Raw genomic sequence first — 26,239 nt, 5'->3', positions numbered from 1 at the left:
GTCCTTATGGTCCGCCGCGCCAGCCGTGTCGTCAAGCGCGCTCATGTCCAAGCATCCTTTCAGTCGTCGACCTCGTCCCAGGTCTTGTCGGGGTTGAAGCGCGTGATCTGTTCGGCAAGCTTGGCGGTCTCCGGCCCCAGATCCTTTTCATAGATCGTGCCTTGGTGATTGACGACGAAAGTCTTGATGCCCGTCTCGCCATAACGCGCCGGCCAGGCGATGAGCGCGTAGCCGGCGATCATATTGCCGTTGATCACATAGTCATACTGACCGCCGGCGATGTTCTTGCCCTGGCTCTTCAGGATGCGATAGCGATAGCCGAAATAGCCCTGGTCGGGCGCCCCCTTCAGCTTCGCCTCGACGACGAAGGGGCCGGCCGGGCTTTCTTCGCCATTCTCGCTCGGCCAATAGAGCCCGTCATGCGTGCCCTCGGTGCTGATGAGCTTCTGGGCGAACTCCAGCACATTGTCGCCGTCGCGGTCGTCGCTCGCATATTCCTGCTGGGCTTCTATGTAATTGCGGACATTGGCGATCGCCTCGAGCTCATTCTCGCCGATGCGGCGGGCGAGGATTTCTTCCAGACCCGCGGGAGTGTCGAACTGCCAGCCCTTGTCGGTCTTCACCAGCGGGAAAGGGAACGGCCAGAGCAGATTGCCAAGCACGATCACCCGGCGGTCCGGCGCCGGTTCCTCGATGCCGACACGTTCCTTGGTTGCGGCCTGCAGCTGCGTCAGGCGGGCATCGAAATCATCGCTCTTGCCGATTTCCTTTTCGTTGAGACCGATGAGATGGGCTAATCCCGGCACGTCCTTGGCGATCATCTTCGCCTTGAAGGCGTCTATCGCCTCGGAGGCTTCCTTGAAGCTTTCAGGCTCGGCACCCAAGAAGCGCTCGATCGCCTTGGTGGCTGCCCAAACGGTGGAAACGCTCGCGGTTCCTACGAGAAGCGCCGCGGTGAGGAGCGAGAGGAGAGATTTGCGATACATATGTATCCTCCTGGAATAACTGGGCGTCTATTGCCGGGACATTCAGCGCCGCCGCACGCGATGGCCGCCACCACCACCACCGCCTCTTCCACCGCCGCCGCGACTGAAATTGCCGCGCTGCGAGAAGGAACGTGCGTCGCTGCCACGGCCATAGTCGCCGAAGCCTGACATCTCCCGCGGGCGATTGTCGACCTTGGCCGCCGGCCGCTTTGTCGGACGGTTGGCGTTGGCCGCCTTGTTGCGCTGCTGTGGCCGGTTCGCCTTGGAGGTCTGGCCGCCGAGATTCTTGGCACCTTGGGCGGGACGATTCTTCCCAGCGATGTTGTTCTTGCCAGCGATGTTGTTCTTGGTCTGGCCGGAGAGGTTTTTGCCGGGGCCCTGACCACCCCTGTCCTTCAGGCCTTGCTGGACATCGCGGCGGACATCACGCCCGGAGATATTCCCGCCGCCCGGCAGATTGGAGATTTTCGAGCGGTCGAGATTGGGCTTGCGGTCGAGACGGTCCAGGTTGTTCTGCCTCAGGTTATTGTTGATCGAGTCGCGATCGAAATTGAATTTCTTATTGTCCCAATTGATGTTGTTGATGTTGTTCCTGTCCCATTTGAAGTCATTTCTGTTGATGTTGTTGATATCGATATCGATATTGGTATCGCCCCCCCAGGAATGCCAGTTATCCCAGTCGATCGCCGCGCCGAACACCGCGCCCGTGACGAATCCAGCCCAATAGGGCGCATAGGGATAATAGTAGGAAGGATAGGGATCGCCGTAATAAATCGGCTGCGAGGCGACATAGGTCGGGCTGGTCAGGATCTCCGGGTCATATTGCGGGACATAGACCACTTCCTTCTTCGCCGGCCTGATGACGACGTTATCGTTCTGCTCCTCGACGATTACCTTGTCGTCGCTCTTGATTATGCCATCGGCGACCGCCTTGTCGCGCAATTGCTGGATGGCGACGAGCACGTCTTTCTGCTGGTTGACGACTGCCTCTCCGATTTCCTGCGTCCACTTCAGGTCGTCATTCATCATCTTGACGATCTGCGGGTAATTGAGCAGCGACACGATGCTGCCGTCCCATGACGCATCGGGCTTGAGGTTCGGCTTCGACTTGACGTCGTTCAGATAGCGATCCGCCTGAACGATCTGCAGCGGATAGAGAGAGCCCGCAAGCACCAGAGCCACGAGATCATCGGGATAGAGCGCGATGCGCGCCACCAAGGTTTCGAGCTCATCCGCCTGCAGAAGCTCCGGCTGAGCGGCAGCCTGCGGGGCGGCGGCCGTCTGGTCGGTCGAGGTCTGCGCCTGGCCGCGATCTATGGGCTGCGCCGCCATAAGGGCAGAGAGCGCGACGACGGCTCCCAAAGGCTTTATCCAACTGGACAAGGGCATAACCGGAGCCTCCTGAAAAGACACCACTTCTTATACCTGCGGCAACGAGTGCCGGGCGAACGAATTCTGTCCTAAAAACAGGTGGGGCGGATAGTTGGACCAAGGCCCTATATGCGGCCGGACATCGTGCCTAACGTGGTGTCCAAACTTCCTTGGCCACGGCCAAGACGGTCGGTCGCACTTGATCGATTCCCCTTGTCCGACCAACGGCTTATGTCCTGCTTAAACCTGGCAAGCCTGCCAGCGACTGGAGTTCTATCCCCTTGAAACAGGATGGCTGGGTCTACGACGACTTCGCCAGGACCACAGCAGCGAGATAGTGTTCATGTTCTTGATGACTTGCAGCCACGCGTGAAGCGAAGCGAGAGAAGAGCTCTTCAACCAGTTCCTCGCCATTCCGGTCAGGACTTATGGCGCGCAAGGCGGTCGGCTTGAACACGGCTTTCATCGTATCTGCCCAGGATTGGCCAAGTTTATTGGCGTCTCCAGTCGCCTCGAAATCACCCCAGAAAGGATCGCTCCCCTTCATCAACTCGAGACGCTCAATCCTCAACCCGGCGAATTGTCCGTCGTTCAGGAAGGGTGCCTCAATTTCCTCCAAGGATCGCGCGTTTGTGGGAAATGTCAGGGACAGCCGTTCGCGCTCTGACAAAAGTCCGGAATCGCCCATATCGGCGATTGCTCCCCAGAATTCCCCTCCGATCCATCGCCAGCTTCGATGACCGGGATCATCAGCGACAAACAGGCTCAAGAGCTTCCCGCCCGGCCGCAGCTCGAAAGCCCGGGCTCGCAGAAATCGTTGCCAATCGTCCGCCTGCTGTTTTGCCACAGCATCAACCACAGCAGGAGAGTTGCTGAACCTCGCGAAGACATGATCGGGAGCTTCTATCGTTCGGCTCATCCATTGCAATGTCCATGAATTCCATCCGAGCGTAACCCGGCCTGCCGGGATAATGGGATCAAAGTACGAGCGTCCAATCGCCGATGGAAAGATATGCGAGTTTCTCGCCATGTAGCTGTCCGCGTCTTCCTCGAGTGCCTTGAACAATGAGGCAAAGTCGTTGGAAGGCAGATCGGTATGGATGACCTGCACCGGAATGTTGTTTCCAACCTTGGCGCGCAACGCGTCGATCGCCATTCGTATCGGCAACATTGAGTTTCGGCCCTGCGAGGAACCATAATCGGCAATGACCAGGTCGCCGCCCCCGGGATCCGCGGATTGGATTGCAGCCTCCCACAGGGGCAATACCGCGGCAATTCCCGCCGCCTGCAGAGAGGAGTTCCGATTATAAAATCCACTGCCTTCCATGGCAGCGACTACGGGTGCGCGGCTCATCGGTGTTGACCACCTTGCCTCCGCCCCCTGTCAGGTACCACGCCAAAGCGTAACCAGACGTTGGGTAACACTAGCTGCAATTCAACATGGTGTCACCAGCAAATGGCATGTGCATGTCGATGATCTTCCAGACTTGACCGTAAACCGAATTCAAACGTTGTCCGCCTTCGTCGAACGGACTTCTGCGCCAGTTGATGTAAGCCGGTGTCGCCTACACTCGAATCCAATCAGCAAGAGTTGCCTTGTCGTTTAAAAATCGGATTCACCTGGTGCTCAACAAGAGATTCAAGCTCATAGCCGGAAGCGCTTTGTCAGTGCGATTATGGCGCTCCATGTGTGACCGGGTGAAATGCCCGCGAATAGAACACATCCCGCGTGTCATCGCTCGTTATGCTGATGAGGGCAGAGTTTGCCAGTTCGTTCTCGAACACCGAGAGCACCATCTTGCGGGAATGCTCGTTGAGCCGAGCGATTGACTCATCGGTAATAATCCACCAAGGCTTCCGAAGAATAAGTTGCGCTAATGACAGATGCAGACGCTCATCGAGGTTCAACATCTTATCCCACCGTGTCACTCGCTCGAGTGCCGGGACCAGATGTCCCAGATTTGTCCGCTCGAGGGCATATATCACGTCGGTTGCCCGAAACTTCTCTGGATGGTCTGGATAGGCTAGAACCTCTCGCAGAGAACCCGTCGGGACGTAGGGTTGCGCAAGGAGGAAAGTCATACTGGTCCTCGGCGGTAGTGCAATCTTACCTCTTCCCCACGGCCACAATCCCGCGATCGCTCGGAAAAACACCTTGTTCCACATACCGGTCTTCGCGAATATAACGACATGCTCGCCCGACTGTATTTCTAAAGCAGGCACATCAAGACCGATCTCGGAATCGGTCATGCGCGCGATGACCCCGTTCAATATGAGGCTTTTCGCGTTTTCAGAAACTTCGATTTGGTCTTTGGACTTCTCCACTTCGTCAATCGAGAGAAGCGCCTGGCGGAAGTCCATGACCCGGGCAAGCGCGGCCCGCCAGTCCGCAATTGCGCTCGAATTGTCGACAAACCAGCGCAGGGATTGTTGAACCTGATTGAACGCGCCGACCGTCACCATGAGCTCACCGAATGTGAGCTGCCCCGAAAAATAGGCGGGAGCGGCGACGACAATTGGGACAACAAGAGCGGCCCAACCATAACCAGCGGTCACCGACGTCAGGCCGGCTATCCACCCCGCGAAGCGGCGCATGACGTTGATGACCTTAGCGAGCTCGTGTTCGAGGCGCTGCTGTTCCTCCGAGTTGCCACCAGCAAGGGTAATTCCATCCACTCCTTCACTTGCACGAACGAGCGCAAAGCGAAGATCACCTTCTCGAGCGGCGCGTGTCTTGCCGATTTCAATCAATGGCCGGCCGATGAACCGGCTCAACAATGATCCGGATGCGGCGTAGATCAATGCGCACCACAGAATAAATCCGGGTATGACGACACTTCGTCCACCGACGGTGAGGACAAAGCCCTGCGACAGCGACCAGAGCACGCCGACAAAGCTCGCGAGTAGCAATGTCGACTGAAAACATCCGATAGCAAGTGAGCCGGTCATTTCAGTCAAACGCCGGGTATCATCATGAATTCGCTGATCGGGATTGGCAGCGACATCTGCTCCAGGAGAGATCAATCCAGCGGCAGCCAGAAGAAAGGCGCGTTTTGGCGCCATCCACTGAGCCAACAGGTCTCGCGTGAGCCAATCACGCATTTCCAACTTTGCGGTTTGATCGAGCCATGCCTGGGAAACATTCAAGATTAGGAGGCTGCCGGCGATCGCTCCGAAGACGATCAGTTGCGAGATAAAGGCGTCACCACCCTTTCCTGGATTGCGTTGTAAAATGGCTTGTTCCAGGCGTTTAATCTGAGTTGGGCTGCGGCTGTCGCGCTGATCACGATCGCGATGCCGATCGCCAGGAGTAGCAGCCGTGTCCGCCCGGGTGAGTGGGCGAGTACGTTGAACAGTGCTTGGGCCTGCTGCCTGACGCCCGCGGAAACTCGACCTTGCAAGCCTGCTTTGTCACTGGTTGATGTTGGCGAGACCATGGGAATGCCTCCCTGGCAACCATTTTACCACTGCACTCCATCAATCGGCACGCAAAAGGAGTTCCCACAGCCATTTCTCAGGCATGGACGTTGCTCTGACAATCACAGAAACTATCATCGGCAAGATCTTTACAAGGCATTGAATCTGTCGCATCGTTCGCATCGGCCTGAATAAGGGAACGCGGCAATTGTAGTCTCGCCCTGCGGTGATGTGATGACCGAAGGCCTACCATCGATCTATCTGGCCAGACACGGGGAGACCGCTTGGAGTCTCTCAGGCCAGCATATCGGGGTTACGGACCCGCCGCTCACCGAGCGTGGCGAGCGTGATGTCGTCCGTCTTCCGGAGCTTTTGCGTGGGCTGACATTCCAGCAAGTCTTCACGAGTCCGTTGCAACCAGTGGCCCGGACCAGCGATTTGGCTGGCCATGGCGCCGTGGCCGAACTGGATCAAAGACATGATCCACCCGCCGCGGCTCCCATGACATAATCTTAAGGATCTCGCGATGAATGCGACAGAAAAGCTTCAGGATATCGGTCAAAGTCTTTGGCTCGACAACATCACGCGCAGCCTGCTCGATGGCGGTACACTCAATCACTACATCGATGAATTATCGATCACCGGGCTGACGTCCAATCCGACGATCTTCGACCACGCCATCAAGAATAGCACCGATTACGATGCCGACATTCGCCGAAAGCTGGCTGAGGGCAGGTCAGGAGAGCGACTGTTTTTTGGACTAGCTCTCCAGGATATCACCCGCGCCGCCGACATGTTCCGCCCCATCTATGAACGGACCAGCGGCGTCGATGGCTGGGTCTCTCTGGAAGTCTCCCCACTGCTCGCGCACGATACCACGACGACGCTGGCAGAGGCCAAGGAGCTGCACGCTCGGGCCGAACGACCAAATCTTTTCATCAAAATCCCCGGAACCAAGGAGGGCCTCCCCGCAATTGAAGAGGCGATCTTCGCGGGCGTTCCTGTGAATGTGACACTGCTCTTCTCCCGCGAGCACTATCTCGCCGCTGCTGAGGCCTACTTGCGAGGAATCGAGCGACGTATCGCGGCCAGACTCCGACCAGATGTGAGCTCGGTCGCGTCTGTTTTCATCAGCCGATGGGATGCCGCGGTGATGGGCAAGGTTCCCGCGGCGCTCAGGAATCGGCTCGGGATCGCTATCGGTCAACGCTGCTATAAGGCTTATTGCCAGTTGATCGGCTCATCACGCTATCTGCGTGTGCTGAATGCGGGCGCCCGCCCGCAGCGGCTGCTGCTGGCGAGTACGGGGACGAAAGACCCCGAGGCATCCGACGTTCTGTATATCAGGGCGCTCGCCGCCCCATATACCGTAAACACGATGCCGGAGAGCACGTTGAAGGCGTTTGCCGATCATGGCGAGGTTGGCGCAGCCATGTCTGGCGATGGCGGCGATAGCGAGATCGTGCTGGGTCAGTTTGCCAAGGCCGGTATCGACATCGATGCCCTTTCCGCCAGACTCCAGGATGAAGGGGCGGCCGCTTTCGTCACCTCCTGGAACGAGCTCATGGGCGTCATCGCTTCAAAGAGCGCTACCCTCGAGAAGGTCGGAGGTGCGGCATGAACGTGATGGTCATCGATGTGGGAGGCAGCGACGTCAAGATTCTCGCCACCGGAGAGGATGAGCCCCGAAAGTTTCCCTCCGGCCCAACGCTGACAGCGGCGAAGATGGTTGCCGGTGTAAAGGAAATCGCCGGGGGCTGGAAATATGATACGGTGACGATCGGCTATCCCGGGCCGGTTCTCCACAACCGGCCCGTACACGAGCCACACAATCTCGCACCGGGGTGGGTGGGATTCGACTTTCAACAGTCATTCGGACGACCGGTCAAAGTCGTCAACGATGCCGCCATGCAAGCCCTGGGAAGCTACAAGGGCGGCAAGATGTTGTTTCTTGGTCTGGGAACCGGCCTCGGCACCACTCTCATTGTAGACGGCATCATCGAACCGATGGAGCTGGGCCATCTCCCTTACAAGGATGCAACCTATGAGGACTATGCGGGCAACTGCGGATTCGACAAGCTGGGCAAAAAGAAGTGGCGAAAGAATGTGGCCGAGGTGATCGAACTCCTGGTCGCCGCCCTTCAACCGGATGACGTTGTGATCGGCGGTGGCAATGTCAAGAAGCTTGGGAAGCTGCCCACCGGTTGCCGGGCGGGAGACAATGCCAACGCGTTTGCCGGTGGGTTTCGTCTTTGGGAGAAAGCTGCACCAGGCAAACCCAGTGCATGCGAAATCAATTCCTCTCGGCCAGCGAACCCCGGTAGGGTACGAGCATGACGGCCGGTTCCTCGTCACTCACAGCCCGACCAGCATGGAAGGCTCTCAAATCCCACCATAAGAAGATGCGCGGGCTGCATCTGCGGAAGCTCTTCGCCGATGATCCCACACGCGGCGAACGCATGGCAATCGAGGCGGCGGGCATCTATCTCGACTATTCGAAGAACCCGCATCGTGGACGAGACACTTGCGCTGCTGCTGCAATTGACGGAGGAGTGCGGTCTGCGCGCGCGCATCGATGCGATGTTCAGTGGTGAGAAGATTAACATCACAGAAGGTCGCGCGGTGCTGCACGTCGCGCTTCGCGCACCGAAGGACGCATCGATTGTCGTCGACGGCCAGAACGTGGTTCCGAAAGTCCATGCCGTTCTCGATAAGATGATGGATTTTTCCCACCGTGTACGGAGCGGTGCCTGGAAAGGTCACACCGGCAAGCGCATGCGGAATGTCATCAACATCGGAATCGGAGGCTCTGACCTGGGGCCGGTGATGGCCTATGAGGCTCTCAAGGCCTATAGCGACCGGGCGATGACATTCCGTTTTGTCTCGAACATCGATGGGACCGACCTCGTTGAAGCCACCCGCGACCTTGATCCGGCGGAAACCCTTTTCATTGTCTCATCGAAGACCTTCACAACACTCGAAACGATGACGAACGCCGAGAGCGCGCGCAAGTGGTCGCTCGCGAGGCTCGGAGGCGATGCCGGCGCCGTGGCCAAACACTTTGTGGCGGTTTCGACCAATGATCAGAAGGTCTCCGAATTTGGAATCGACGTCGCCAATATGTTCGGTTTCTGGGACTGGGTCGGGGGCCGCTATTCCATGGACGCGGCCATAGGCCTTTCGACGATGCTCGCCATTGGGCCGGACAATTTCCACGCCATGCTGGACGGCTTCCGCGAGATAGACGAACACTTCCGCGCGACGCCGTTCGAGCGCAACCTGCCCGTCCTGATGGGCCTCATAGCACTCTGGCACAACGACTTCTTCGGTGCCGAAACGGTCGCCGTATTGCCCTACGAACAATATCTGAAGCGGTTTCCGGCCTATTTGCAGCAGTTGACGATGGAGAGCAACGGCAAACACGTCCATCTCGACGGGAGACAGGTCACCTACCCGACCGGCCCCATCTATTGGGGCGAGCCGGGAACAAATGGTCAGCACTCCTTCTACCAATTGATTCATCAGGGAACCCGGTTCATTCCCTGTGACTTCATTGCCTTTGCCAAGACTCTTAATCCTCTGGGCCGGCATCACGACATGCTACTTGCGAATGTCTTTGCCCAGACGGAGGCGCTCGCATTCGGTAAGTCATCGGAACAGGTCAAAGCGGAGGGTATGCCGGATTGGCTCGTGCCACACCGGGTGTTCGAGGGAAATCGCCCGTCGAACACAATCCTGCTGGACCGGCTGACGCCGAATGCGTTGGGCAAACTCGTGGCCCTCTACGAGCACAGCGTGTTCACGCAGGGAGTGATCTGGAACATCGATTCATTCGATCAGTGGGGCGTCGAACTTGGCAAGGTATTAGCCCAGCGCATCATACCGGAGCTTGAGTCCAAGACCGCGTCCAAGCTGCAACACGACAGTTCAACCACCACGCTGATCACGCGCTATCGGAACCTGAGAGACCGGGAGACGTGAAGCGGCCTTGAACACATAGTCGCCCGACGAATAGTTTCACCGACCTGAACCTGGCGAGGAATCTCATCATGCAACTCGGAATGATCGGACTAGGCCGGATGGGCGCCAATATGGTGCGGCGACTCCTCGAGAACGGCCATCAGTGTGTTGTATACGATAGGTCCTCGAAAGCGGTGGAGGCGCTGGTACAGGAAAAGGCGGCAGGTGCGACATCGTTAGCCGATCTGGTGAAGAAACTCTCCAAGCCGCGCGCCGTCTGGCTTATGGTGCCGGCAGCAGCAGTAGACAAGACGATTGCCGATCTGATGCCAAATCTGGAGCCTGGCGATACTCTGATCGACGGCGGCAATTCCTATTACATAGACGATATTCGGCGAGCGAGCGAGCTCACGGTCAAGCGCATAGATTATGTGGACGTGGGCACCAGCGGCGGCATATGGGGTGTTGAACGGGGCTACTGCATGATGATCGGCGGCCCCAAAGAGCCGGTGCAGCGCCTCGATCCCATTTTTAAAGCGCTGGCGCCAGGCACGGGCCAGATTGACCGCACACCGGGACGGGACAAGCTCACTGGCACGGCCGAGCTGGGTTACCTGCATTGCGGAGCCAGCGGCGCCGGCCATTTCGTCAAGATGGTCCACAATGGCATCGAATACGGACTCATGGCATCTTATGCCGAAGGGCTGAGCATCCTGCGCGCCGCGAATGTCGGTGCAAAACAGGGCGACGTTGACGCCGAGACGACACCGCTGCGAAACCCCGAGCACTATCAGTATGATCTCAACCTCACCGATATCGCCGAGCTCTGGCGGCGCGGAAGCGTGATCGCCTCGTGGCTTCTGGATCTGACGGCTGCCGCTCTTGTCGAGGATCCAGCACTTGAAAAGTTCGCGGGCCGGGTCTCGGATTCGGGCGAAGGGCGTTGGACCATCAAGGCGGCGATAGACGAAGCCATGCCGGTGCCCGTCCTCTCCACCGCTCTCTATGAACGCTTCAGCTCGCGCGGCGACGCGGAATTCCAGAACAAGGTAATGTCGGCGATGCGCTATGAATTTGGCGGTCATCTGGAAAAGGCGTCCGGCAAATGATCGACCGCGAGAGGTCAACATGATGAGCGACGGACGCTCCGACGCGCTGGTCTTTTTCGGCGCCACCGGAGATCTGGCATACAAGAAGATTTTCCCGTCGCTGCAGGCGATGCTGAAGCGCGGCCACCTCGATGTGCCAGTGATCGGCGTAGCGAAGTCCGGCTGGGACCTCGACCAGTTTCGTGCTCGGGCGCAGGACAGCCTGGAGAAACATGGCGGTCTCGACCCCGCGGCTTTCAAGAAGCTCGTCACGCTCCTGCGATACGTCGACGGAGACTACGCCGATCCCGGGACTTTCCTCGCGCTGCGCAAGGAACTCGCCAATGCGCAACGGCCGGCGTTTTACCTGGCGATCCCGCCCGCTTTGTTCGGCATGGTCGTCGAGCAGCTGACGAAGGCAGGATGTACCGACAATGCGCGTGTGATCATCGAGAAGCCCTTTGGGCATGATCGGGAGTCAGCTCGCAAACTCAACGCAATCCTGCTCGAGACATTCGATGAGAGGCGGATATTCCGCATCGACCACTATCTTGGAAAAGGGCCGGTGCACGCCATGCTCTTTTTCCGCTTCGCAAATGCCCTCCTCGAACCATTCTGGAACCGCAACTACATCGAGAGTGTCCAGATCACGATGGCGGAGGATTTTGGCGTCCAGGGTCGCGGTGCGTTCTACGACGCGACGGGCGCCATTCGTGACGTGATCCAGAACCACCTGTTCCAGGTGCTGGCCAACCTGACCATGGAGCCCCCGGTAAGGACCGACAGCGAGTCGATCCGCGACGAAAAGGTAAAGGTTCTGAAAGCAATTCCCACTCTCGATGAAAAGAGTATTCTGCGGGGGCAGTTTCACGGCTACCGGAATGAACCTGGTGTTGCGGCAAACTCGACGGTTGAAACCTTCGCGGCTGTGCGGCTGAACGTCGATTCCTGGCGCTGGCAAGGTGTGCCATTCTACATCCGTGCCGGAAAGTGTCTGCCGCTGACTTGCACCCAAGTACTCGTTCGCTTGCGGCGACCTCCCACGGTCTACAAGGCGACGAATGTAGTGCCGAACCACGTACGCTTTCGGATCAGCCCGGACGTCACGATTGCGATCGGCATGATGACGCTGTCTCCGGACAAGGACGATGTCGGCCTTCCGATCGAGATGGTTGCGAGCCAACATCCCCGCGCCGGCGAGATGGATGCCTATGAGCGGGTGCTGGGAGATGCGATGCACGGCGACGCTACGCTTTTCGCCCGCGAAGACTATGTGGAGGAGGCGTGGCGAATCGTCGATCCGGTGATCGCCGCAAACACGCCGATCCATGAGTACGAGCCTGGTAACTGGGGGCCCAGTGAAGCCGACACCGTGTCGCCGCCTGGGGGATGGAATAATCCAATGCTGGCGGGCGCGACGCCGGAAGAGGTGAAACGCCAATGAGGATCGAAGTGCTCGCGGACGCCGACCGAAGAGTGCCTGCGGAACCGCGATTTCCTGACACTTTCCAGGGGAAATCGAAATGACCACCGAGCAATTGGATCAACTATCGATCAACACCATTCGCACCCTGTCGATCGACGCGGTGCAGGCCGCCAATTCCGGCCATCCGGGCACGCCAATGGCGCTTGCTCCGCTTGTCTACACACTCTGGAACCGGGTGATGCGCTTCGATCCGAAGGATCCGATCTGGCCCAACCGCGACAGATTCATCCTTTCCAACGGTCACGCGTCGATGCTTCTTTGGTCAGTACTGCATCTCGCTCAGGTTCAGGCCGTCAATGCTGACTATGAGAAACTGGGACGGCCGGCGGTGACACTCGAAGATATTCGCCGCTTCCGGCAATTGGGCAGCAAGGCGCCTGGTCACCCTGAGTACCACTTGGTCTCGGGCGTCGAGGCGACGACCGGTCCCTTGGGACAAGGAATCGCAACGAGCGTCGGCATGGCGATCGCCCGCCGCTGGCTCGCCAGCCGCTACAATCAAACGGGCTTTGAGATATTTGACTACGACATCTATGGCGTATGCGGCGACGGTTGCTTGATGGAAGGAGTCGGGTCGGAAGCCGCGTCGCTAGCCGGCCATCTCGGTCTGGACAACCTGTGCTGGATCTATGACAACAACCACATCACCATCGAAGGAAACACGAGTATCGCCTTCACCGAAGACATCGCGGCACGATTCCTCGGTTATCACTGGAACGTCCTGCGCGTCGGCGACGCCAACGATATTGATGGTATCGAGAATGCGTTGCGGGTATTCTGACAGACAAAAGGCCGCCCCACCCTTATCATCCTCGACAGCCATATCGGCTATGGCTCCCCACACCGCCAGGATACTGCCGCAGCGCACGGAGAGCCGCTGGGCGAAGACGAGATCCGCCTCACCAAGCGTGCCTATGGTTGGCCAGAAGATGCGAAATTTCTAGTTCCTGACGGTGTTGTCGAGCACTTTGCGGAGGGTGTGGGAGCGCGCGGAGGTCAGCGACACCGCCAGTGGGATGAGGTCTTTTCCGCCTATAAATCGAAGTACCCTGGGCTCGCGGCCGAGATCGACCAGATGCAGCGACGCGAACTCCCCGCCGGCTGGGATCGTAATCTTCCGCACTTCGACGTCGATCCGAAGGGTATTGCTGGCCGCGACGCCTCGGGCCAGGTGCTCAATGTTCTTGCCCAGAATATCCCGTGGTTTCTAGGCGGTTCAGCAGATCTAGGCCCTTCGAACAAAACCACGCTAAAGTATGACGGTGCCGGTGATTTCCAGGCGAACAGTCCGGGCGGAAAAAACCTACATTTCGGGATTCGAGAACACGCAATGGGTGCCATGCTGAATGGACTTTCCCTCTCCAAGCTGCGGCCGTTCGGCGCCACATTCTTCATTTTCAGCGACTACGCGCGGCCGGCGATCCGGCTCTCCGCTTTGATGGAGCTGCCTACGATTTTCGTCTTGACGCATGACGCGATGGGTGACGGCGAGGATGGGCCCACGCACCAGCCGATCGAACAGCTCGCATCGTTGCGCGCAGTTCCCGGCCTTACCTTGATCAGGCCTGGTGACGCCAACGAAGTTGTCGAAGCCTATCGCTGCATCATGCAGCTCAAACACAGACCAGCTGTGCTCGCCTTGTCGCGCCAACCACTTCCGACCCTCGATAGAGGGGAAGCCTCACAATCGGATCGTGTCGCGCTCGGCGCTTATGTTCTCGCTGATGCTGCCGGGGGCAAGCCCGAAGTCATCCTCATCGCCAGCGGCAGTGAGTTGAGTCTTGCCGTGCAGGCGCACACCGCCCTCGTCGCCGAAGGCATTCACTCGCGTGTCGTATCGATGCCATCGTGGGATCTGTATGAACGGCAATCGGAGGCCTATCGCCATAGCGTGCTGCCCCCTCATGTGCGGAGCCGCGTAGCAATCGAGCAGGCATCCACCTTTGGCTGGGAGCGCTATGTCGGCCGCCAAGGCCACACGATCGGAATGCACACATTTGGTGCCTCCGCGCCACTCAAGGCGTTGCAGCAGGAATTCGGGTTCACGGTTGAGAACGTCGTTGCTGCTGCCAAAGATCAGCTCTCGAAGCAAGAGGACGTCACCTAACACAGGTCGAACAATGACTCGCGTCTTGCACCCGCTCGTTGCCATCCAGCGGAACTATCGCTTCATCGTCGACAAGGGCGGGCAAGTCATGAAGATCGTCGTCATTTTGCACCAGGACGGCCATGAAGCAGTCAAGTCCTCCCCAGCATCCCTTAGAGCGCCGGACGCTCACATAGAATCGGTCCGACGCTCTAACTCTTCGAATTGCGCATCGGATTATCCGAAAACCGCTTCGCACTTTTCGGTCCGATGCTCTAGACCATCGTCCGCTCGACTCAGTTTTTGAAATTCGTCAGCGCTATCGCGGCCTGTACCAGCCCATCCAGCGGACGACCTTGCTGCCCTCGTTGCCGATGCTGACCACCTTGCCTCCTTCCATGTCAGGTACCACCCGCGAATGGTTTGATATGTCGATCATCGGTCAGTCCTGACCGCGAACCGAATTCAGACGTTGTCGGCCTCCGTCGAACGGACATCTGCGCCCGTTGCCTCCTGCCCCCACTTCCAACCGGTAATCTCGGGCATGTCGTCACCGTGGCGCGTGATGAACTCCCGGTGGTCGAGGAGCTTGTCGCGGATCGCCTGCTTCGCATAGGCGGCACGCTCGCCGAGCTTCGGCACCCGGTCAATCACATCGTTGACAAGATGGAAGCGATCGAGATCATTCAGCACGCACATGTCGAACGGTGTCGTTGTGGTACCCTCTTCCTTATAACCGCGCACATGGATGTTTTCGTGATTGGTTCGCCGATATGTCAGCCGATGAATCAGCCATGGATAGCCGTGGAAGGCGAAGATGACCGGCTTGTCGGTCGTGAACAGCGTGTCGAAATCCTTATCTGAAAGGCCATGAGGGTGTTCCCTCGGCGGCTGCAGTTTCATCAGATTGACGACATTGATGACGCGGACTTTCAGCTCAGGCGCGTATTTGCGAAGAAGGTCCACCGCGGCTAGGGTCTCGAGCGTCGGCACATCGCCACAACACGCCATCACCACATCGGGTTCAGCGCCGCGGTCATTGCTGGCCCACTCCCAGATTCCGAGCCCGGCGGTGCAGTGCTTGACCGCCTGATCCATCGTCAGCCATTGAGGCGCCGGCTGCTTGCCGGCCACGACGACATTGACGTAATTCCGGCTGCGCAGGCAGTGATCTGTCACCGAAAGCAGGCAATTGGCGTCGGGAGGCAGATAGACGCGAATGACTTCGGCTTTCTTATTGACGACATGATCTATGAACCCGGGATCCTGATGACTGAAGCCATTGTGATCCTGGCGCCAGACGTGGCTCGACAAGAGATAGTTCAGCGAAGCGATAGGACGACGCCACGGTATATGATTGCACACCTTAAGCCACTTGGCGTGCTGGTTGAACATCGAGTCGATGATATGAATGAACGCCTCGTAGCATGAGAAGAAGCCGTGCCGGCCGGTGAGAAGATAACCCTCCAGCCATCCTTGGCACTGATGTTCGCTCAACATCTCCATGACCCGCCCGTCGGGTGCGAGGTGATCGTCCCAGGGATGGGTTTCCGCGACCCAGGCACGATTGGTGACCTCGAGCACATCCTGCCAGCGGTTCGAATTATTCTCGTCTGGACTGAACAGGCGGAAATTTCGCTCCTCCATGTTGAGTTTCATCACGTCGCGCAGAAACCGGCCCATGACCCGCGTGGATTCGGCCGTAACCGCCCCAGGTGCCGTCACCTCGACGGCGTAGTCACGGAAATCCGGGAGGCGGAGGTCACGGAGCAGCAGGCCGCCATTGCCATGCGGGTTGGCGCTCATGCGGCGGTCGCCTCGAGGCGCGAGGTCCGCCAAATCGGGCCGCAGACGCCCACTCTCGTCGAAGAGCTTCTCGGGCTGGTAGCTCTTCATCCAGTCCTCGAGAATACGAACATGAGCGTCATTCTCGTGCATCGCACCCATCGGCACCTGGTGAGAGCGCCAATAGCCCTCGGTGCGTTTGCCGTCGATTTCCTTTGGACAAGTCCACCCTTTCGGCGTGCGCAGCACGATCATCGGCCAGCGGGGACGCTTCGTAAAACCGTTGCGGCTCGCATCGGCCTTGATCCGCCGGATCGCGCCGAAGACTTTGTCCAGCGTGCTCGCCATAAGCTCGTGCATCTTCTTCGGATCGTCCCCTTCGACGAAATACGGCGTATAGCCGTAGCCACGGAACAGCTGATCCAGCTCTTCGTGACTGATGCGCGCGAGAACGCAAGGATTGGCGATCTTGTAGCCGTTGAGATGCAGGATCGGCAAAACCACACCGTCGGTCACCGGGTTGAGGAACTTGTTGGAGTGCCAGCTTGTCGCCAGCGGCCCGGTCTCCGCCTCACCATCGCCGACGACACAGGTGACGACCAGATCGGGATTGTCGAAGGCTGCCCCATAGGCGTGGGAGAGCGCGTAGCCGAGTTCGCCTCCCTCATGAATTGAACCGGGCGTCTCAGGTGCCACGTGACTTGGAATGCCGCCTGGAAACGAGAACTGCGTGAAGAGGCGCTTCATGCCCGCTTCGTCCTGGCTGATATTCGGATAAACTTCGCTGTAGGTTCCCTCTAAATATGCATTCGCCACCAGCCCGGGGCCGCCATGCCCAGGACCGGTGATATAGATCATGTCCAGGTCGTTCTGCCTTATCACCCTGTTCAGGTGGACATAGATGAAGTTTAAACCCGGCGTAGTTCCCCAGTGTCCCAGGAGACGCGGCTTGATGTGCTCCTTCGTCAGCGGCTTCTTCATGAGCGGGTTGTCATAGAGATAGATCTGGCCGACAGACAGATAATTGGCGGCCCGCCAGTACGCGTCCAAGAGCTTCTCTTCGTTGCCAGACAGCGTATTTGCCATTGCTTTCTCCTTCGATGCCGCGTCACCGGGATAGGTCCATGCCATTCCGTCGACGTCTCAAATCACAGGAAGAGCAAAAATGCTGCTCACTCGATAAGCATATCACACTCAGCGAGTTGGAAATGAGAGCGAAACGCATTGACGATCAACACGATTACTATTCAGGCGCCGACTTGGCGCCCGGAACGAAGTGTCGACCAGACGGATCAAGTACGAAGTGCAAGGTCGATCAGGCGGCTGGCCGCCGCATTTGTACGGGCGTAGTCATCGGCGAATGGTGGACATTGGCGAGCTTTCTCATTGCCCTGATGTTGGACAAAATGACTGTCTGACGGAGATCCCCGGGTGATGTCGCTCCACTATAGCCCGCGCCTCCAAATCGAGATAAGGTTGTGAAAGTGGATGGCACAAATCGAAAATAGTACGAGGGCCTTTCATGAAACTGAAATCACGCCATGCATTGCTCGTTGTTTCACTGACCACCCTGCTCGTCGCTGCGCCTTCATTGTTCAATGCCGGCAAACTGGTTTCCTATGACCAGGCCTATGCCGCCAAGGGCGGTAATGGTGGCGGCAAGGGCAACGGCGGGGGCAAGGGGAATGGCGGCGCCGGTAATGGCAATGGCGGCAATGGCGGCAATGGCAGTCAGGGCAAGTCCGCGGGCGCTCAAGGGAAGGCAGTCGGCCATAGCAAGAGCGCCTCACTGCAAAGCGGTTCGACGAACAAAGCAAAGACCAAGGGTAAGGGCAATATCTCAAGCCAGCTTGGCGCGCTGAATGCGGCCCATGCATCTCCCACGGCCCTGGCCAACGCATCCCCCCAATTCGCGAGTCGGCAAGATCGCGGCCTACAAGGCGGCGGCTGAGGCGGCGACGCAAGCAGAGAAAGCTGCAGCGGCGGCCGTCGCTGCCGCGATAGCGGCAAGTCCGGGCGCGCAGGCAGCTATCGCCGCGTCGGACCAGGCCGACGCGAACCTGGCAGCTGCGCAGCAGACGCTCGCCGATCTCAAGGCTGACCCAGCCGCAACGCCGGCGGCCATCGCCGCTGCGGAGCAGGCCGTAGAAGACGCGACGAATATCGCTGCGGACGCGCAATCTGCCGAAGAACAAGCCAAAGCCGATGCGGTGGCGGCCGATCCTGCCGCGCAGGCAGCATTGGCGGCGGCCCAAGAGGCCAGTCAAGCCGAGACGGATGCTCTCAATGCGGCCGCCAACAAGACGCCCGTCAGTGCGGAAACCAAGGCCGCGCTCGACGCGCTTCTTGCGGGCAAATAGTTCCGAGCCGACGCGATCGTGGCTGAAGCAGCTCCACGATCGCGAGCTGGCGCTCCCCGGCGTGCGAACAGACGTCGCGTCCGCGGAGCAGTCGACTAGTTGGATCTGAACATTGCGATGCGGCTTTGCCTTCCCAAGACGTTTTGCTATTCAAACAAACTGAAGAGCACTTCTTGTGAGACAGCATTAGGCCTGCTCAGCCCGCGACGAGCTGGAACGGCAGCGGCATCCCAGCCGGGATGAGCTTGGACCAATGTGACCTCAAGGCGACAACTTACCTTTTGACTTGATTCATAAGCACCTGGTCGGGAAATAAGACAGCGGGAAGAACCACATTGCGGTGTCGGTCTTCCTGGCTGGATACAGCCAAAAACTTCCGCGGCTCGGCTTGCCTGCGATCAAGCATCTGATTTATTTCCGCTTTTTCCAACGGAACGACTAAATCGTTCGATATATTGATAGCTCAATGCATTTGCCCCAGATTATGAGGCAATTCTTCGTAAAAATAGCGAAGTAAGAGGGCAAATATGAGTACCTCCCGCAGAGATGAAGACCACGCGCCCCCGCAGCAAGAGTCCGGTGATGGCCACGAAGTGGCACGCCGCGCCGTACTGAAAAAGATCGGGCGCTTCGCATACGCAGCACCAGCGTTAGCCTTGCTAGCCCAGCCCAAGCGGGCGCAGGCCGGTTATGGCGGTGGCGGTGGCGGTGGAGGCGGCGGCGGCGGCGGCACGAAGCCGGGGAATGGCTTTGGCGACAAGAACCACACGCATACTGGTCCGCCCGGTCAGAACAAGAAGCCCTGACACGAGGCGTTCTCGCGAGATATGCACGGCTTTGTCGATCAGCCCGACCGGATCGCTACTGCACCGTACTGTGACGGGGCTGTGATCTACGAGGCACTGACGGGCAGATTGTTTCACTTGAACCATACTGCCGCGCGCGCGTGGGTATTGCTGCGAGAGGGCGGTCGCGAGGCGGCGATCGTTTCTGATCTCGCGCGGGAGCATGGAAGCGATGCGGCTGCGGTTCAGCGCGACCTTGAGGCGTTTATTGCCGCGGTGCACGAAGCGGGACTTCTCAGACCACGCGCGACAACTGATCTGGACGTCGTCGTGGCCGACCCGCCACAAGAATCGCCGGCACTTGATGCTGCGTACCGGGTCGGCGAGGTCGTGGTCAGAGTGGTCTGCCATTCTGCCAACGTTGCCGCCGCATTCGCCCCCCTTGCCGCTCCCGCAATCGTCACTGATGGAACTGCCCCCGAGGTTTGCCTGACCCTATACCGCGATCGCGGCGCGTTTGTACTTGCGCGCGACGGCCGCGTCATTGACCGTTTGGCCACGGCACCCGTGGCGCGATGGGCTGTGGTCCGGCAGCTCGTTTCGGCTGGAAGCCGGCGCTCCTGGCTTGCTTTGCTGCACGCCGGTGCTGTGGCGACTCCGACGGGATGTCTGCTGGTCTGCGGCGACAGCGGTGCCGGCAAGAGCACTCTGCTGGCAAGTCTGCTCCACGCGGGCTTCGGGTTCGTCGCCGACGATATCGTGCCGCTTGAGAAGGGTACCAGGCTCATTCGGCCTGTGCCGCTGGCGATCAGCATCAAGCAGGGCAGCTGGCCCGTCATCGGGGCTATGTTTCCGGAACTCGCCGAGGCGCCGGCCGTCCGCCTCGGCGCTCGGAGGATGCGCTTCCTTTGGCCCAGGAACGGTACCGCTTCAGCTGATGCGGCCGGTCGTCCGGCAGCCGCAGTCCTATTTCCGCGCTATGTGAAGGGTACGCCGGTCAAGCTGACCCGGCTTGATCACCTTCGCTCCCTCACCTTGCTGGGAGAGGGAGGCAGCATACTGCCCTCCACCGACGCTGGGCTTGCCGAATTCCTCGCCTGGTGGCGCGGGCTTGCGGCCTACGAGATTTCCTACGGCCGCTTGGACGACGCGGTTCGCGTAGTACGCTCCCTCTGGGATACGATTCACCAGTCCCACGACGAACTGGCGGCTGCTGTCCCACCGCCTGTGTTCGGGCCTGAGCATTGAGCCCGGGCCGCGGCTTGGCGCCCCATCGCGATCTCCGGCCGCTGGACCTCCTTTGTGCGTGTCTCTCGGCCGGGCAGCGCGGGCGACGCCTGGATACCGCTACAGCAGCGGCTCTGATCAACCCAGCAACCGATCTCGTCAGCTTCGCGCAACTGGCCGGGCGCCATCTCGTCACGCCGATGCTTGCAGCCTGTATCGCGGACCCGGAGATCGGGCCGTTGTTGCCCGAGGACTTCAGGACATATCTGGAGTTCATGCACGCCCAGAACAGTAGTCGCAACGAAACGCTACGCCTGCAGCTCGCTGAAGCCGCGGCCCGCCTCAACGAAGTCGGCATCCAACCTGTTCTCCTGAAGGGCGCCATTCGGCTGGTCGACGGCCTCTACCCGGATCCCGGTTGGCGCTTCATGCGCGATCTCGATCTGCTCATTCCTCGCGACCGCCTGCCCGAAGCGGTGGCTTGCCTGAGCTCTCTGGGCTACGGCTTTCAGGAGAACGTCGCCGAATGGTCGACACAGTATAAGCATCTACCCCCGCTCAGACGAGACGGTGATGCCGCGGTGATCGAGATCCATTCCGAACCCCTGTCAAGCCGGCATGGGTTGTGTGGCGCGGAAGGTGTGCAGGCGAGATCGACGCTTGTCGACCTTGATGGCACACAGGTAAGGATACCGGACATCGTTGATCAGCTCGCGCAATTGATCGGACATGACCGTTTCGACCGCTATCTGTCCCGATCCAGGATGTTTCTCCTGCGCAGTATCTTCGAGACGGCCCTTCTTTGCCGCAACCAGGACCATACGCGACAGTTGCTCGATCGCTTCGCCAGCGAGGGTGTCAGGAGATGGGCGTGGACGCAGCTTGGTCTCGCTGCCCGTCTCTTTCCCGACTATGTCGCTCGCCCGCGAGACGGCGGCTTGATCGATAACCTGGAAACGCGCGCGCTCTTAGGGCTGGAACAGCTGGATGAGAATGGCCGGCTACGCCGGCTTGTCTGGTTCGGATGGACCAGGATCGACAAGCTCTTCAGGCTGCGCGAGGAGCGCGAGCATCTCGCGGCGAACATTTGGTCTACCGGATATCACCGTCGTGGCGTTCGTCGGCTACGCCGGCTCTGGAAGCATGATTGATCTAGTGTTGGCGGCCGCCTGACAGGCCAATGGCCGGAGACTGTTTTCCGCCCGATGGCTGACGAATAGACGAAACCCGCCACCTTCCGCCATCTTTACGGTTTGCCAGCAGGTTTTCATCTTGCGAATTCGGACGTCTGCAAGCATTGCATGCCTTTCCTTCAAAGCACCCGGTCAAGGCGCTTCTGACCCCCGGGCATAAGTCGAAAAGGCGCGAGAATAAGCGGAAGGCAGCCGCACCAGAAATGCAGTAAATTCAGGGGTTTTCGGTGATGTGTGGCCAACGGCGAAAGGTTGGTTGGCGGAGACGGAGGGAGATTCCGCCGCTCATATATAAGGCGCTGATTTTTATACAAGTTATTCTTTTTGCTTTCTTATTTCCACTTCTCTGCTACAAAATCTGCTACAAAATTAAAATGTCTGACGGTGGCAGGAATGGCGGCAAAGGTTCGATATCTACTTGTTCGCGATGGGCGGCATTTTGCGAGGCTGGGGGTTCCGGAAGCCCTTAGGCCGATTGTCGGTAAGCGTGAGCTTCTAGAGCCCCTGGGCGGCGATAGGCGGACTGCACTCCGGAGATTGCCGGCTGCTGTCGCCGGCATGCAGGCGCGCCTGGATGAGGCGCGTGCTTGGGTGAAAAGGCCCGCGCCAGCGGGGAGGCCCCTCACCCCGCGCCAGATGGCTCGGGCTCACTTTGACGAACAGACCGGCCTTGATGAGGCCTTCCGAAACTCAAACAGCGCATATGCGTCGGTCGGCATAGATGACAGCTACGTTGCGGCGCTCCGTAGAGCTATCGCCGGCACCGCTTCCAATGCCGAACTTGGTGAGACTGTCGGCTGGATCGTGCAAACCTTTCAAGCCAAGGCCCATACAGGCGTAGTCGAAAATACGCCCGAATGGCGAGAACTTGCCCGGACACTCGCCATTGCTGAACTAGAGCATGTGCGGATCACGGCCGCCCGCGACGACGGCGACTTTTCAGCTAAGCCGGAGCACCCCTTGCTCATAGACGAGCCTGATCATGCGTCCGCCGCGATCCGCGCAAGGAAAATCGGCCCGAACAGCACGAAGCCCCTTAGCGATATTGTCGACCTTGTCACCCAGGAGAAAGGCGCAAAGTCCGCGACCAACTATGAGTATGAGACGGCCGTCCGCATGTTCGAGGAGCACCTGGGAGAGGCGAAGCCCATCTATAAAATTACACGGCTGGACGTTCTCGGCTTCAAGGATGCCCTGCTAAAGACTCCATCCAACTACACAAAGCGCTTCCCTGGTACAAAATTGCCCGACGCGATCGCTCAGAATGAGGCGCGAACAGTCCCCTTCCCAACTCTGAACGTCACCACGATCAATGAGAAATGGCTCCCGCGCGTTCATACCGTCCTTAAATGGTCCGTCGACAACGCGGTGATCCCAGACAACCCGGCGAGCGGCGTTAAAGTCGCTAGAAAGAAAGGCGAGAACCGGCCTAGTCGCGTTCCGTTCACGCCCGGCGATCTCAGCCGGATCTTCGCCCCTCCCGAGTTTAGGAAGGACAGGCTCACTACGGAACGCCAATGGGCGTTGTTGATTGCGCTGTTTTCCGGCATGCGGGCAAGTGAGATTGCCCAGATCAAACTCGATAGCGTTCGGCATGAACGCCAGATCCTGGCATTTGCGATCGAGGAGGAGACAAAGAACGGCCAGTCTCTCCGGATTGTGCCGGTTCATAGCATTTTGGTCCGCTTGGGGCTCGCAAAGCGGATAGCTCAGCTGAGGAAAGCCGGCGAGACGCACCTGTTTCCTGGGTGGTATGGGCAAGGCCAGGATCAACTGGCCCGCGCCAAGGCTGCGGGGAAGATCGAAAAACAACCCTACTCTCAGTTTATTCCCCGGTGGTTCCTCCGGACCTACAAGAAAACAGTCGGGGTCGATGATGCCCGGAAAAAATTTCATAGCTTCCGGCATACCCTCAAGACCGCGCTTTCCAGGGCCGGCGTTCCCCGCTCCATCAGCGATGATATCACCGGTCATGATGATTCATCGTCGGGCGCAACCTATATTCACGATTCAGCAATTGAGGCTATGAAGGACGCCTTGGAGAAGGTTCACTTCGACGGCTTCCCCCTGTGAGTCCTGCTAGCGACTAACATACTAATAGAGCCACTTTCTGAAACGTCTAATAGTAGGCTGAGAAGCTAGACTAAGTTCTTTGCCTCACTTGCTACTTTTGGTCGACGAAATGATAACCCATGCCAAAAAAACGTATCAATATGGGCAAGACGCATGTAGGGGACAATGGCTCACGTAGCCAGATCGAGAAAGGCTTCAACCATGTCATACATCACTCATGGGAGCGTCTGGAACGCACTCTATGATGATCCCATCGAAGCAATGGCGATGGAGCGTCGGTCGCTTCTTCTGATGAAGGTGCAGGAGGAGCTCAATAGAAAAGGCTGGACCCAGAACGAGGCTGCCAAGAAACTTGGCGTCGATCAGTCGCGCATGTCCGACCTCAAATCCGGCAAGATCAGCAAGTTCACGGTTGATTCGCTGCTCGGCTATCTCGATCACCTTGGGCAGTCGACCTGATCCGGCCAGACGCGCTATTTTAGAGCGTGCACCTCTATCACCGCCATCTTTGGTTGGCGCTGGCAGCAAATCGCAAAGATTGGCGGAAAACCCGAAAGCTTTTCTGATCCTACATGCCTAATTTCGTGGGCCGTTTCGCTACGCAAGGGGGTGAAACGCATGCAAACGAGACGCCGGACGATTGACGCTGCACTTAGCGCAAGCATCATTCTTTTGCACGTTGCTCTTCCTTTCGACCTTGGCTTGGCGCTACAAATTCCGCATTGGCACAAAGAATGCAATTTCAGACGAAACCGAAGCATAGGGCTTTCGCGGTAACGAACCCGAGTTCTGGCGGAGTTTCGGGAATTGCCTGCGGCATGGCCTGGGGTTATCCGTCCAAAGCGGAAGCAGAGGCGTCTGCAATAAGCCAATGCCAAAAAAAGCTCTGGCCCTTGCTCGATCAAGAAGTCGGATTGAAGATAAGGCCACGCCTGACACATAGCGACAGAGAAAGACGACCGCGAGGCCGAGCTCGAGGCGGCGCTCGAAGCGATCCGCAAAGATTTAGAAGCCGGGGCAGACGTTCCCAAAGCTGCGACATGCAATTACGCAGACCTGCAAGCGCTCAAGCGGTAGATGGCAAAAGCTCTCGGCCCAAACAACTTTTAATTGGTGGCGCGATAGGTGATCGCGAGAATTCTAAAGACGCGAAGAAAGCGGTCGAGCGAAGGCGGCACTGGATCATTCCCCGGGTAACCGGTTATGGCGAGGTTATTGCCTAGCAGGTAGTGCGCGACGAAGCAGTGATCGAGCAAATGTTGAGGTGCCCAGCGGCGAACATGAGCGAAGCCAAGCACCCGATCAAGCAACTGCTCGACGGTCGCGCTGCCCTTCGTCACGATGTCCATGAATTTGGGTTGGTCAACATCATCGAGCACCTTTTGATAGGATTTAAGGCTGTACTCAAACGGGGTGGTATCGGCCATGGAACTTAACCTCTGAAATGGGCAAGGGACCGCAAATAGAAAAGCCCCGCCGCCAAGGGAGGCATCGACGGGGCTTCGATGTGAAGCTTGCCGGAGAATGGGGCAAATTCCTCGCCGGCAATTCAACAGTAACCAAATTCCCGCGATTCGGACAGCCAACCTTTCGCCGCCACTCTCGGTCGCGATTGGCGGCGACGGTGAAGGTGCGGATCTTCCGCCAAGGCTAGTGCAGCCAGGGCGGGGTTGTCGGCCCCTCCGCGGGCATTGGCGAGGCAGACACCACCACCCTAGCGGGAATCCGCACGCCGCGTTAAGTGCGCGCAAATTCCTTGCTTAACGTTCTGTCTTGAGTGACATTTTCGCATCACTCACATCAGTCTGAGTTGGCTCGGATGCGAAGTGCCACCGCACGGATGCAGGATGTGGGGACCACCGGCCCCCCGCGCGCCCTCGCGGCTCAGGCGGCCTTGCCCTTATTGTGCTGCTTCATGAATTCATCGGCACGTCGCTGCATTTCCGGCAGCGCCACATCTTCTTTGTGCGTCGCGATCATCCAGCTGTTGCCGGATGAATCCTTCACGCCGCCATAGCGGTCGCCATAAAACATATCGGTGGGTTCCATTACCGATTTACCGCCGGCCTTGACCGCTTGCTGATAGACCCGATCCACATCGGGCACATAGAGGTAGAGCGTGGAAGTAGTCGCCTTCGCCTCTTCGCTTTCTTCCCCGAGCATGACGCAGGAGTCTCCGATCTTGACCTGAGCATGCATGATCTTACCGTCCGGGCGCTTGATCGGCTCATGCGAGACTTCCGCGTTGAAGGCCTGACGGATAAAGTCCATGACCTTATCAACGCCACGAATGGTCAGATAAGGGGTTACGGTATGAAATCCTTCAGGAACCGGCTTCACAGGCACCTCCATTATTCGGGATCGAGACACGCGCAACATTGACGCGCGCAAACAACCGCTGCGCGGTATCTCGAAACCAACC

At 58.5% G+C, this 26,239-nt stretch carries 19 protein-coding genes and 2 pseudogenes; 13 read left to right on the top strand and 8 right to left on the bottom strand.

What is annotated here, in order from left to right:
• Positions 1-59: 59 nt before the first annotated feature.
• The 5 genes from G5V57_RS27190 to G5V57_RS27170 form a co-directional block, all read right to left on the bottom strand.
• Entirely contained in the window at positions 60-986 is a 927-nt protein-coding gene (locus G5V57_RS27190; protein WP_165171237.1) for a DUF2950 domain-containing protein, read from the bottom strand.
• A 42-nt stretch (positions 987-1,028) separates the two neighbouring features.
• Positions 1,029-2,375, bottom strand: a complete 1,347-nt coding sequence (locus G5V57_RS27185) for a DUF3300 domain-containing protein (RefSeq protein ID WP_165171235.1) — start codon at positions 2,373-2,375, stop codon at positions 1,029-1,031.
• 283 nt (positions 2,376-2,658) lie between these two features.
• Positions 2,659-3,711, bottom strand: coding sequence for a class I SAM-dependent methyltransferase (locus G5V57_RS27180; RefSeq protein WP_246737391.1), 1,053 nt, complete (start codon positions 3,709-3,711; stop codon positions 2,659-2,661).
• 320 nt (positions 3,712-4,031) lie between these two features.
• On the bottom strand, positions 4,032-5,543 hold the full coding sequence (locus tag G5V57_RS27175) for an ABC transporter ATP-binding protein/permease (RefSeq protein WP_371744839.1): 1,512 nt from the start codon (positions 5,541-5,543) through the stop codon (positions 4,032-4,034).
• Entirely contained in the window at positions 5,540-5,794 is a 255-nt protein-coding gene (locus G5V57_RS27170) for a hypothetical protein (RefSeq protein WP_165171233.1), read from the bottom strand. Before G5V57_RS27170 ends, G5V57_RS27175 begins: the two co-directional genes overlap by 4 nt.
• A 214-nt stretch (positions 5,795-6,008) precedes the next feature.
• On the opposite strand from G5V57_RS27170, the gene G5V57_RS27165 reads away from it, so the two are divergent.
• From G5V57_RS27165 to tkt, 7 genes and pseudogenes are all read left to right on the top strand, one after another.
• A complete protein-coding gene (locus G5V57_RS27165; protein ID WP_165171231.1) occupies positions 6,009-6,284 on the top strand; it encodes a histidine phosphatase family protein in 276 nt (91 codons plus the stop codon).
• A gap of 16 nt (positions 6,285-6,300) precedes the next feature.
• Positions 6,301-7,395 (top strand): transaldolase, encoded by a 1,095-nt coding sequence (tal, locus tag G5V57_RS27160; protein WP_165171229.1) that lies wholly within the window; start codon positions 6,301-6,303, stop codon positions 7,393-7,395.
• Complete coding sequence (locus G5V57_RS27155) at positions 7,392-8,111, top strand: ROK family protein (RefSeq protein WP_165171227.1); 720 nt, start codon at positions 7,392-7,394, stop codon at positions 8,109-8,111. Before tal ends, G5V57_RS27155 begins: the two co-directional genes overlap by 4 nt.
• Positions 8,108-9,755, top strand: a pseudogene (gene pgi, locus G5V57_RS27150) (glucose-6-phosphate isomerase). Before G5V57_RS27155 ends, pgi begins: the two are co-directional and overlap by 4 nt.
• A 68-nt stretch (positions 9,756-9,823) precedes the next feature.
• Positions 9,824-10,843, top strand: coding sequence for a phosphogluconate dehydrogenase (NAD(+)-dependent, decarboxylating) (gnd, locus tag G5V57_RS27145; protein ID WP_165171225.1), 1,020 nt, complete (start codon positions 9,824-9,826; stop codon positions 10,841-10,843).
• Between the two features lie 22 nt (positions 10,844-10,865).
• Complete coding sequence (zwf, locus tag G5V57_RS27140; protein ID WP_165174281.1) at positions 10,866-12,266, top strand: glucose-6-phosphate dehydrogenase; 1,401 nt, start codon at positions 10,866-10,868, stop codon at positions 12,264-12,266.
• A 79-nt stretch (positions 12,267-12,345) separates the two neighbouring features.
• Positions 12,346-14,415: pseudogene (gene tkt, locus G5V57_RS27135) on the top strand (transketolase).
• A gap of 444 nt (positions 14,416-14,859) precedes the next feature.
• On the opposite strand, the gene G5V57_RS27130 reads toward tkt, so the two are convergent.
• A complete protein-coding gene (locus G5V57_RS27130) occupies positions 14,860-17,265 on the bottom strand; it encodes a phosphoketolase (protein WP_165171223.1) in 2,406 nt (801 codons plus the stop codon).
• A gap of 436 nt (positions 17,266-17,701) precedes the next feature.
• Between G5V57_RS27130 and G5V57_RS27125 the strand changes: the two genes are divergently transcribed.
• The 6 genes from G5V57_RS27125 (at position 17,702) to G5V57_RS27100 (ending at position 24,276) form a co-directional block, all read left to right on the top strand.
• Positions 17,702-18,130 carry a hypothetical protein gene (locus G5V57_RS27125; protein ID WP_165165511.1) on the top strand — a complete coding sequence of 143 codons (429 nt, stop codon included), beginning with the start codon at positions 17,702-17,704 and terminating at the stop codon, positions 18,128-18,130.
• Positions 18,051-18,539: a hypothetical protein gene (locus tag G5V57_RS27120; protein WP_165171221.1), complete on the top strand. Its 489-nt coding sequence runs from the start codon at positions 18,051-18,053 to the stop codon at positions 18,537-18,539. Before G5V57_RS27125 ends, G5V57_RS27120 begins: the two co-directional genes overlap by 80 nt.
• An 827-nt stretch (positions 18,540-19,366) precedes the next feature.
• Positions 19,367-20,572, top strand: a complete 1,206-nt coding sequence (locus G5V57_RS27115) for a PqqD family peptide modification chaperone (protein WP_165171219.1) — start codon at positions 19,367-19,369, stop codon at positions 20,570-20,572.
• Between the two features lie 14 nt (positions 20,573-20,586).
• On the top strand, positions 20,587-21,702 hold the full coding sequence (locus tag G5V57_RS27110; protein ID WP_165171217.1) for a nucleotidyltransferase family protein: 1,116 nt from the start codon (positions 20,587-20,589) through the stop codon (positions 21,700-21,702).
• A 600-nt stretch (positions 21,703-22,302) separates the two neighbouring features.
• Positions 22,303-23,817: a site-specific integrase gene (locus tag G5V57_RS27105; protein WP_165171215.1), complete on the top strand. Its 1,515-nt coding sequence runs from the start codon at positions 22,303-22,305 to the stop codon at positions 23,815-23,817.
• Positions 23,818-24,018: 201 nt separating this feature from the next.
• Positions 24,019-24,276 (top strand): helix-turn-helix domain-containing protein, encoded by a 258-nt coding sequence (locus tag G5V57_RS27100; RefSeq protein WP_165171213.1) that lies wholly within the window; start codon positions 24,019-24,021, stop codon positions 24,274-24,276.
• 647 nt (positions 24,277-24,923) lie between these two features.
• Here the strand turns inward: G5V57_RS27100 and G5V57_RS27095 are convergent.
• A complete protein-coding gene (locus G5V57_RS27095; protein WP_165171211.1) occupies positions 24,924-25,244 on the bottom strand; it encodes a hypothetical protein in 321 nt (106 codons plus the stop codon).
• Positions 25,245-25,701: 457 nt separating this feature from the next.
• Positions 25,702-26,157, bottom strand: a complete 456-nt coding sequence (locus tag G5V57_RS27090; RefSeq protein WP_246737389.1) for a glyoxalase/bleomycin resistance/extradiol dioxygenase family protein — start codon at positions 26,155-26,157, stop codon at positions 25,702-25,704.
• Positions 26,158-26,239: the final 82 nt, after the last annotated feature.

It is taken from the genome of Nordella sp. HKS 07 (assembly GCF_011046735.1).
In the GTDB taxonomy this organism is placed as follows: domain Bacteria; phylum Pseudomonadota; class Alphaproteobacteria; order Rhizobiales; family Aestuariivirgaceae; genus Taklimakanibacter.
This window is presented reverse-complemented; position numbering and strand designations above follow the sequence as displayed.

Bases quoted from the DNA above. Each gene is read 5' to 3' on its own strand.
- G5V57_RS27180 (WP_246737391.1), bottom strand. From the start codon at position 3,711: ATGAGCCGCGCACCCGTAGTCGCTGCCATGGAAGGCAGTGGATTTTAT.
- zwf (WP_165174281.1), top strand. From the start codon at position 10,866: ATGAGCGACGGACGCTCCGACGCGCTGGTCTTTTTCGGCGCCACCGGA.
- G5V57_RS27125 (WP_165165511.1), top strand. From the start codon at position 17,702: ATGAAACTGAAATCACGCCATGCATTGCTCGTTGTTTCACTGACCACC.
- G5V57_RS27095 (WP_165171211.1), bottom strand. From the start codon at position 25,244: ATGGCCGATACCACCCCGTTTGAGTACAGCCTTAAATCCTATCAAAAG.
- G5V57_RS27185 (WP_165171235.1), bottom strand. From the start codon at position 2,375: ATGCCCTTGTCCAGTTGGATAAAGCCTTTGGGAGCCGTCGTCGCGCTC.
- tal (WP_165171229.1), top strand. From the start codon at position 6,301: ATGAATGCGACAGAAAAGCTTCAGGATATCGGTCAAAGTCTTTGGCTC.
- gnd (WP_165171225.1), top strand. From the start codon at position 9,824: ATGCAACTCGGAATGATCGGACTAGGCCGGATGGGCGCCAATATGGTG.
- G5V57_RS27105 (WP_165171215.1), top strand. From the start codon at position 22,303: ATGCAGGCGCGCCTGGATGAGGCGCGTGCTTGGGTGAAAAGGCCCGCG.
- G5V57_RS27165 (WP_165171231.1), top strand. From the start codon at position 6,009: ATGACCGAAGGCCTACCATCGATCTATCTGGCCAGACACGGGGAGACC.
- G5V57_RS27130 (WP_165171223.1), bottom strand. From the start codon at position 17,265: ATGGCAAATACGCTGTCTGGCAACGAAGAGAAGCTCTTGGACGCGTAC.
- G5V57_RS27170 (WP_165171233.1), bottom strand. From the start codon at position 5,794: ATGGTCTCGCCAACATCAACCAGTGACAAAGCAGGCTTGCAAGGTCGA.
- G5V57_RS27155 (WP_165171227.1), top strand. From the start codon at position 7,392: ATGAACGTGATGGTCATCGATGTGGGAGGCAGCGACGTCAAGATTCTC.
- G5V57_RS27115 (WP_165171219.1), top strand. From the start codon at position 19,367: ATGCACGGCTTTGTCGATCAGCCCGACCGGATCGCTACTGCACCGTAC.
- G5V57_RS27100 (WP_165171213.1), top strand. From the start codon at position 24,019: ATGTCATACATCACTCATGGGAGCGTCTGGAACGCACTCTATGATGAT.
- G5V57_RS27120 (WP_165171221.1), top strand. From the start codon at position 18,051: ATGCATCTCCCACGGCCCTGGCCAACGCATCCCCCCAATTCGCGAGTC.
- G5V57_RS27190 (WP_165171237.1), bottom strand. From the start codon at position 986: ATGTATCGCAAATCTCTCCTCTCGCTCCTCACCGCGGCGCTTCTCGTA.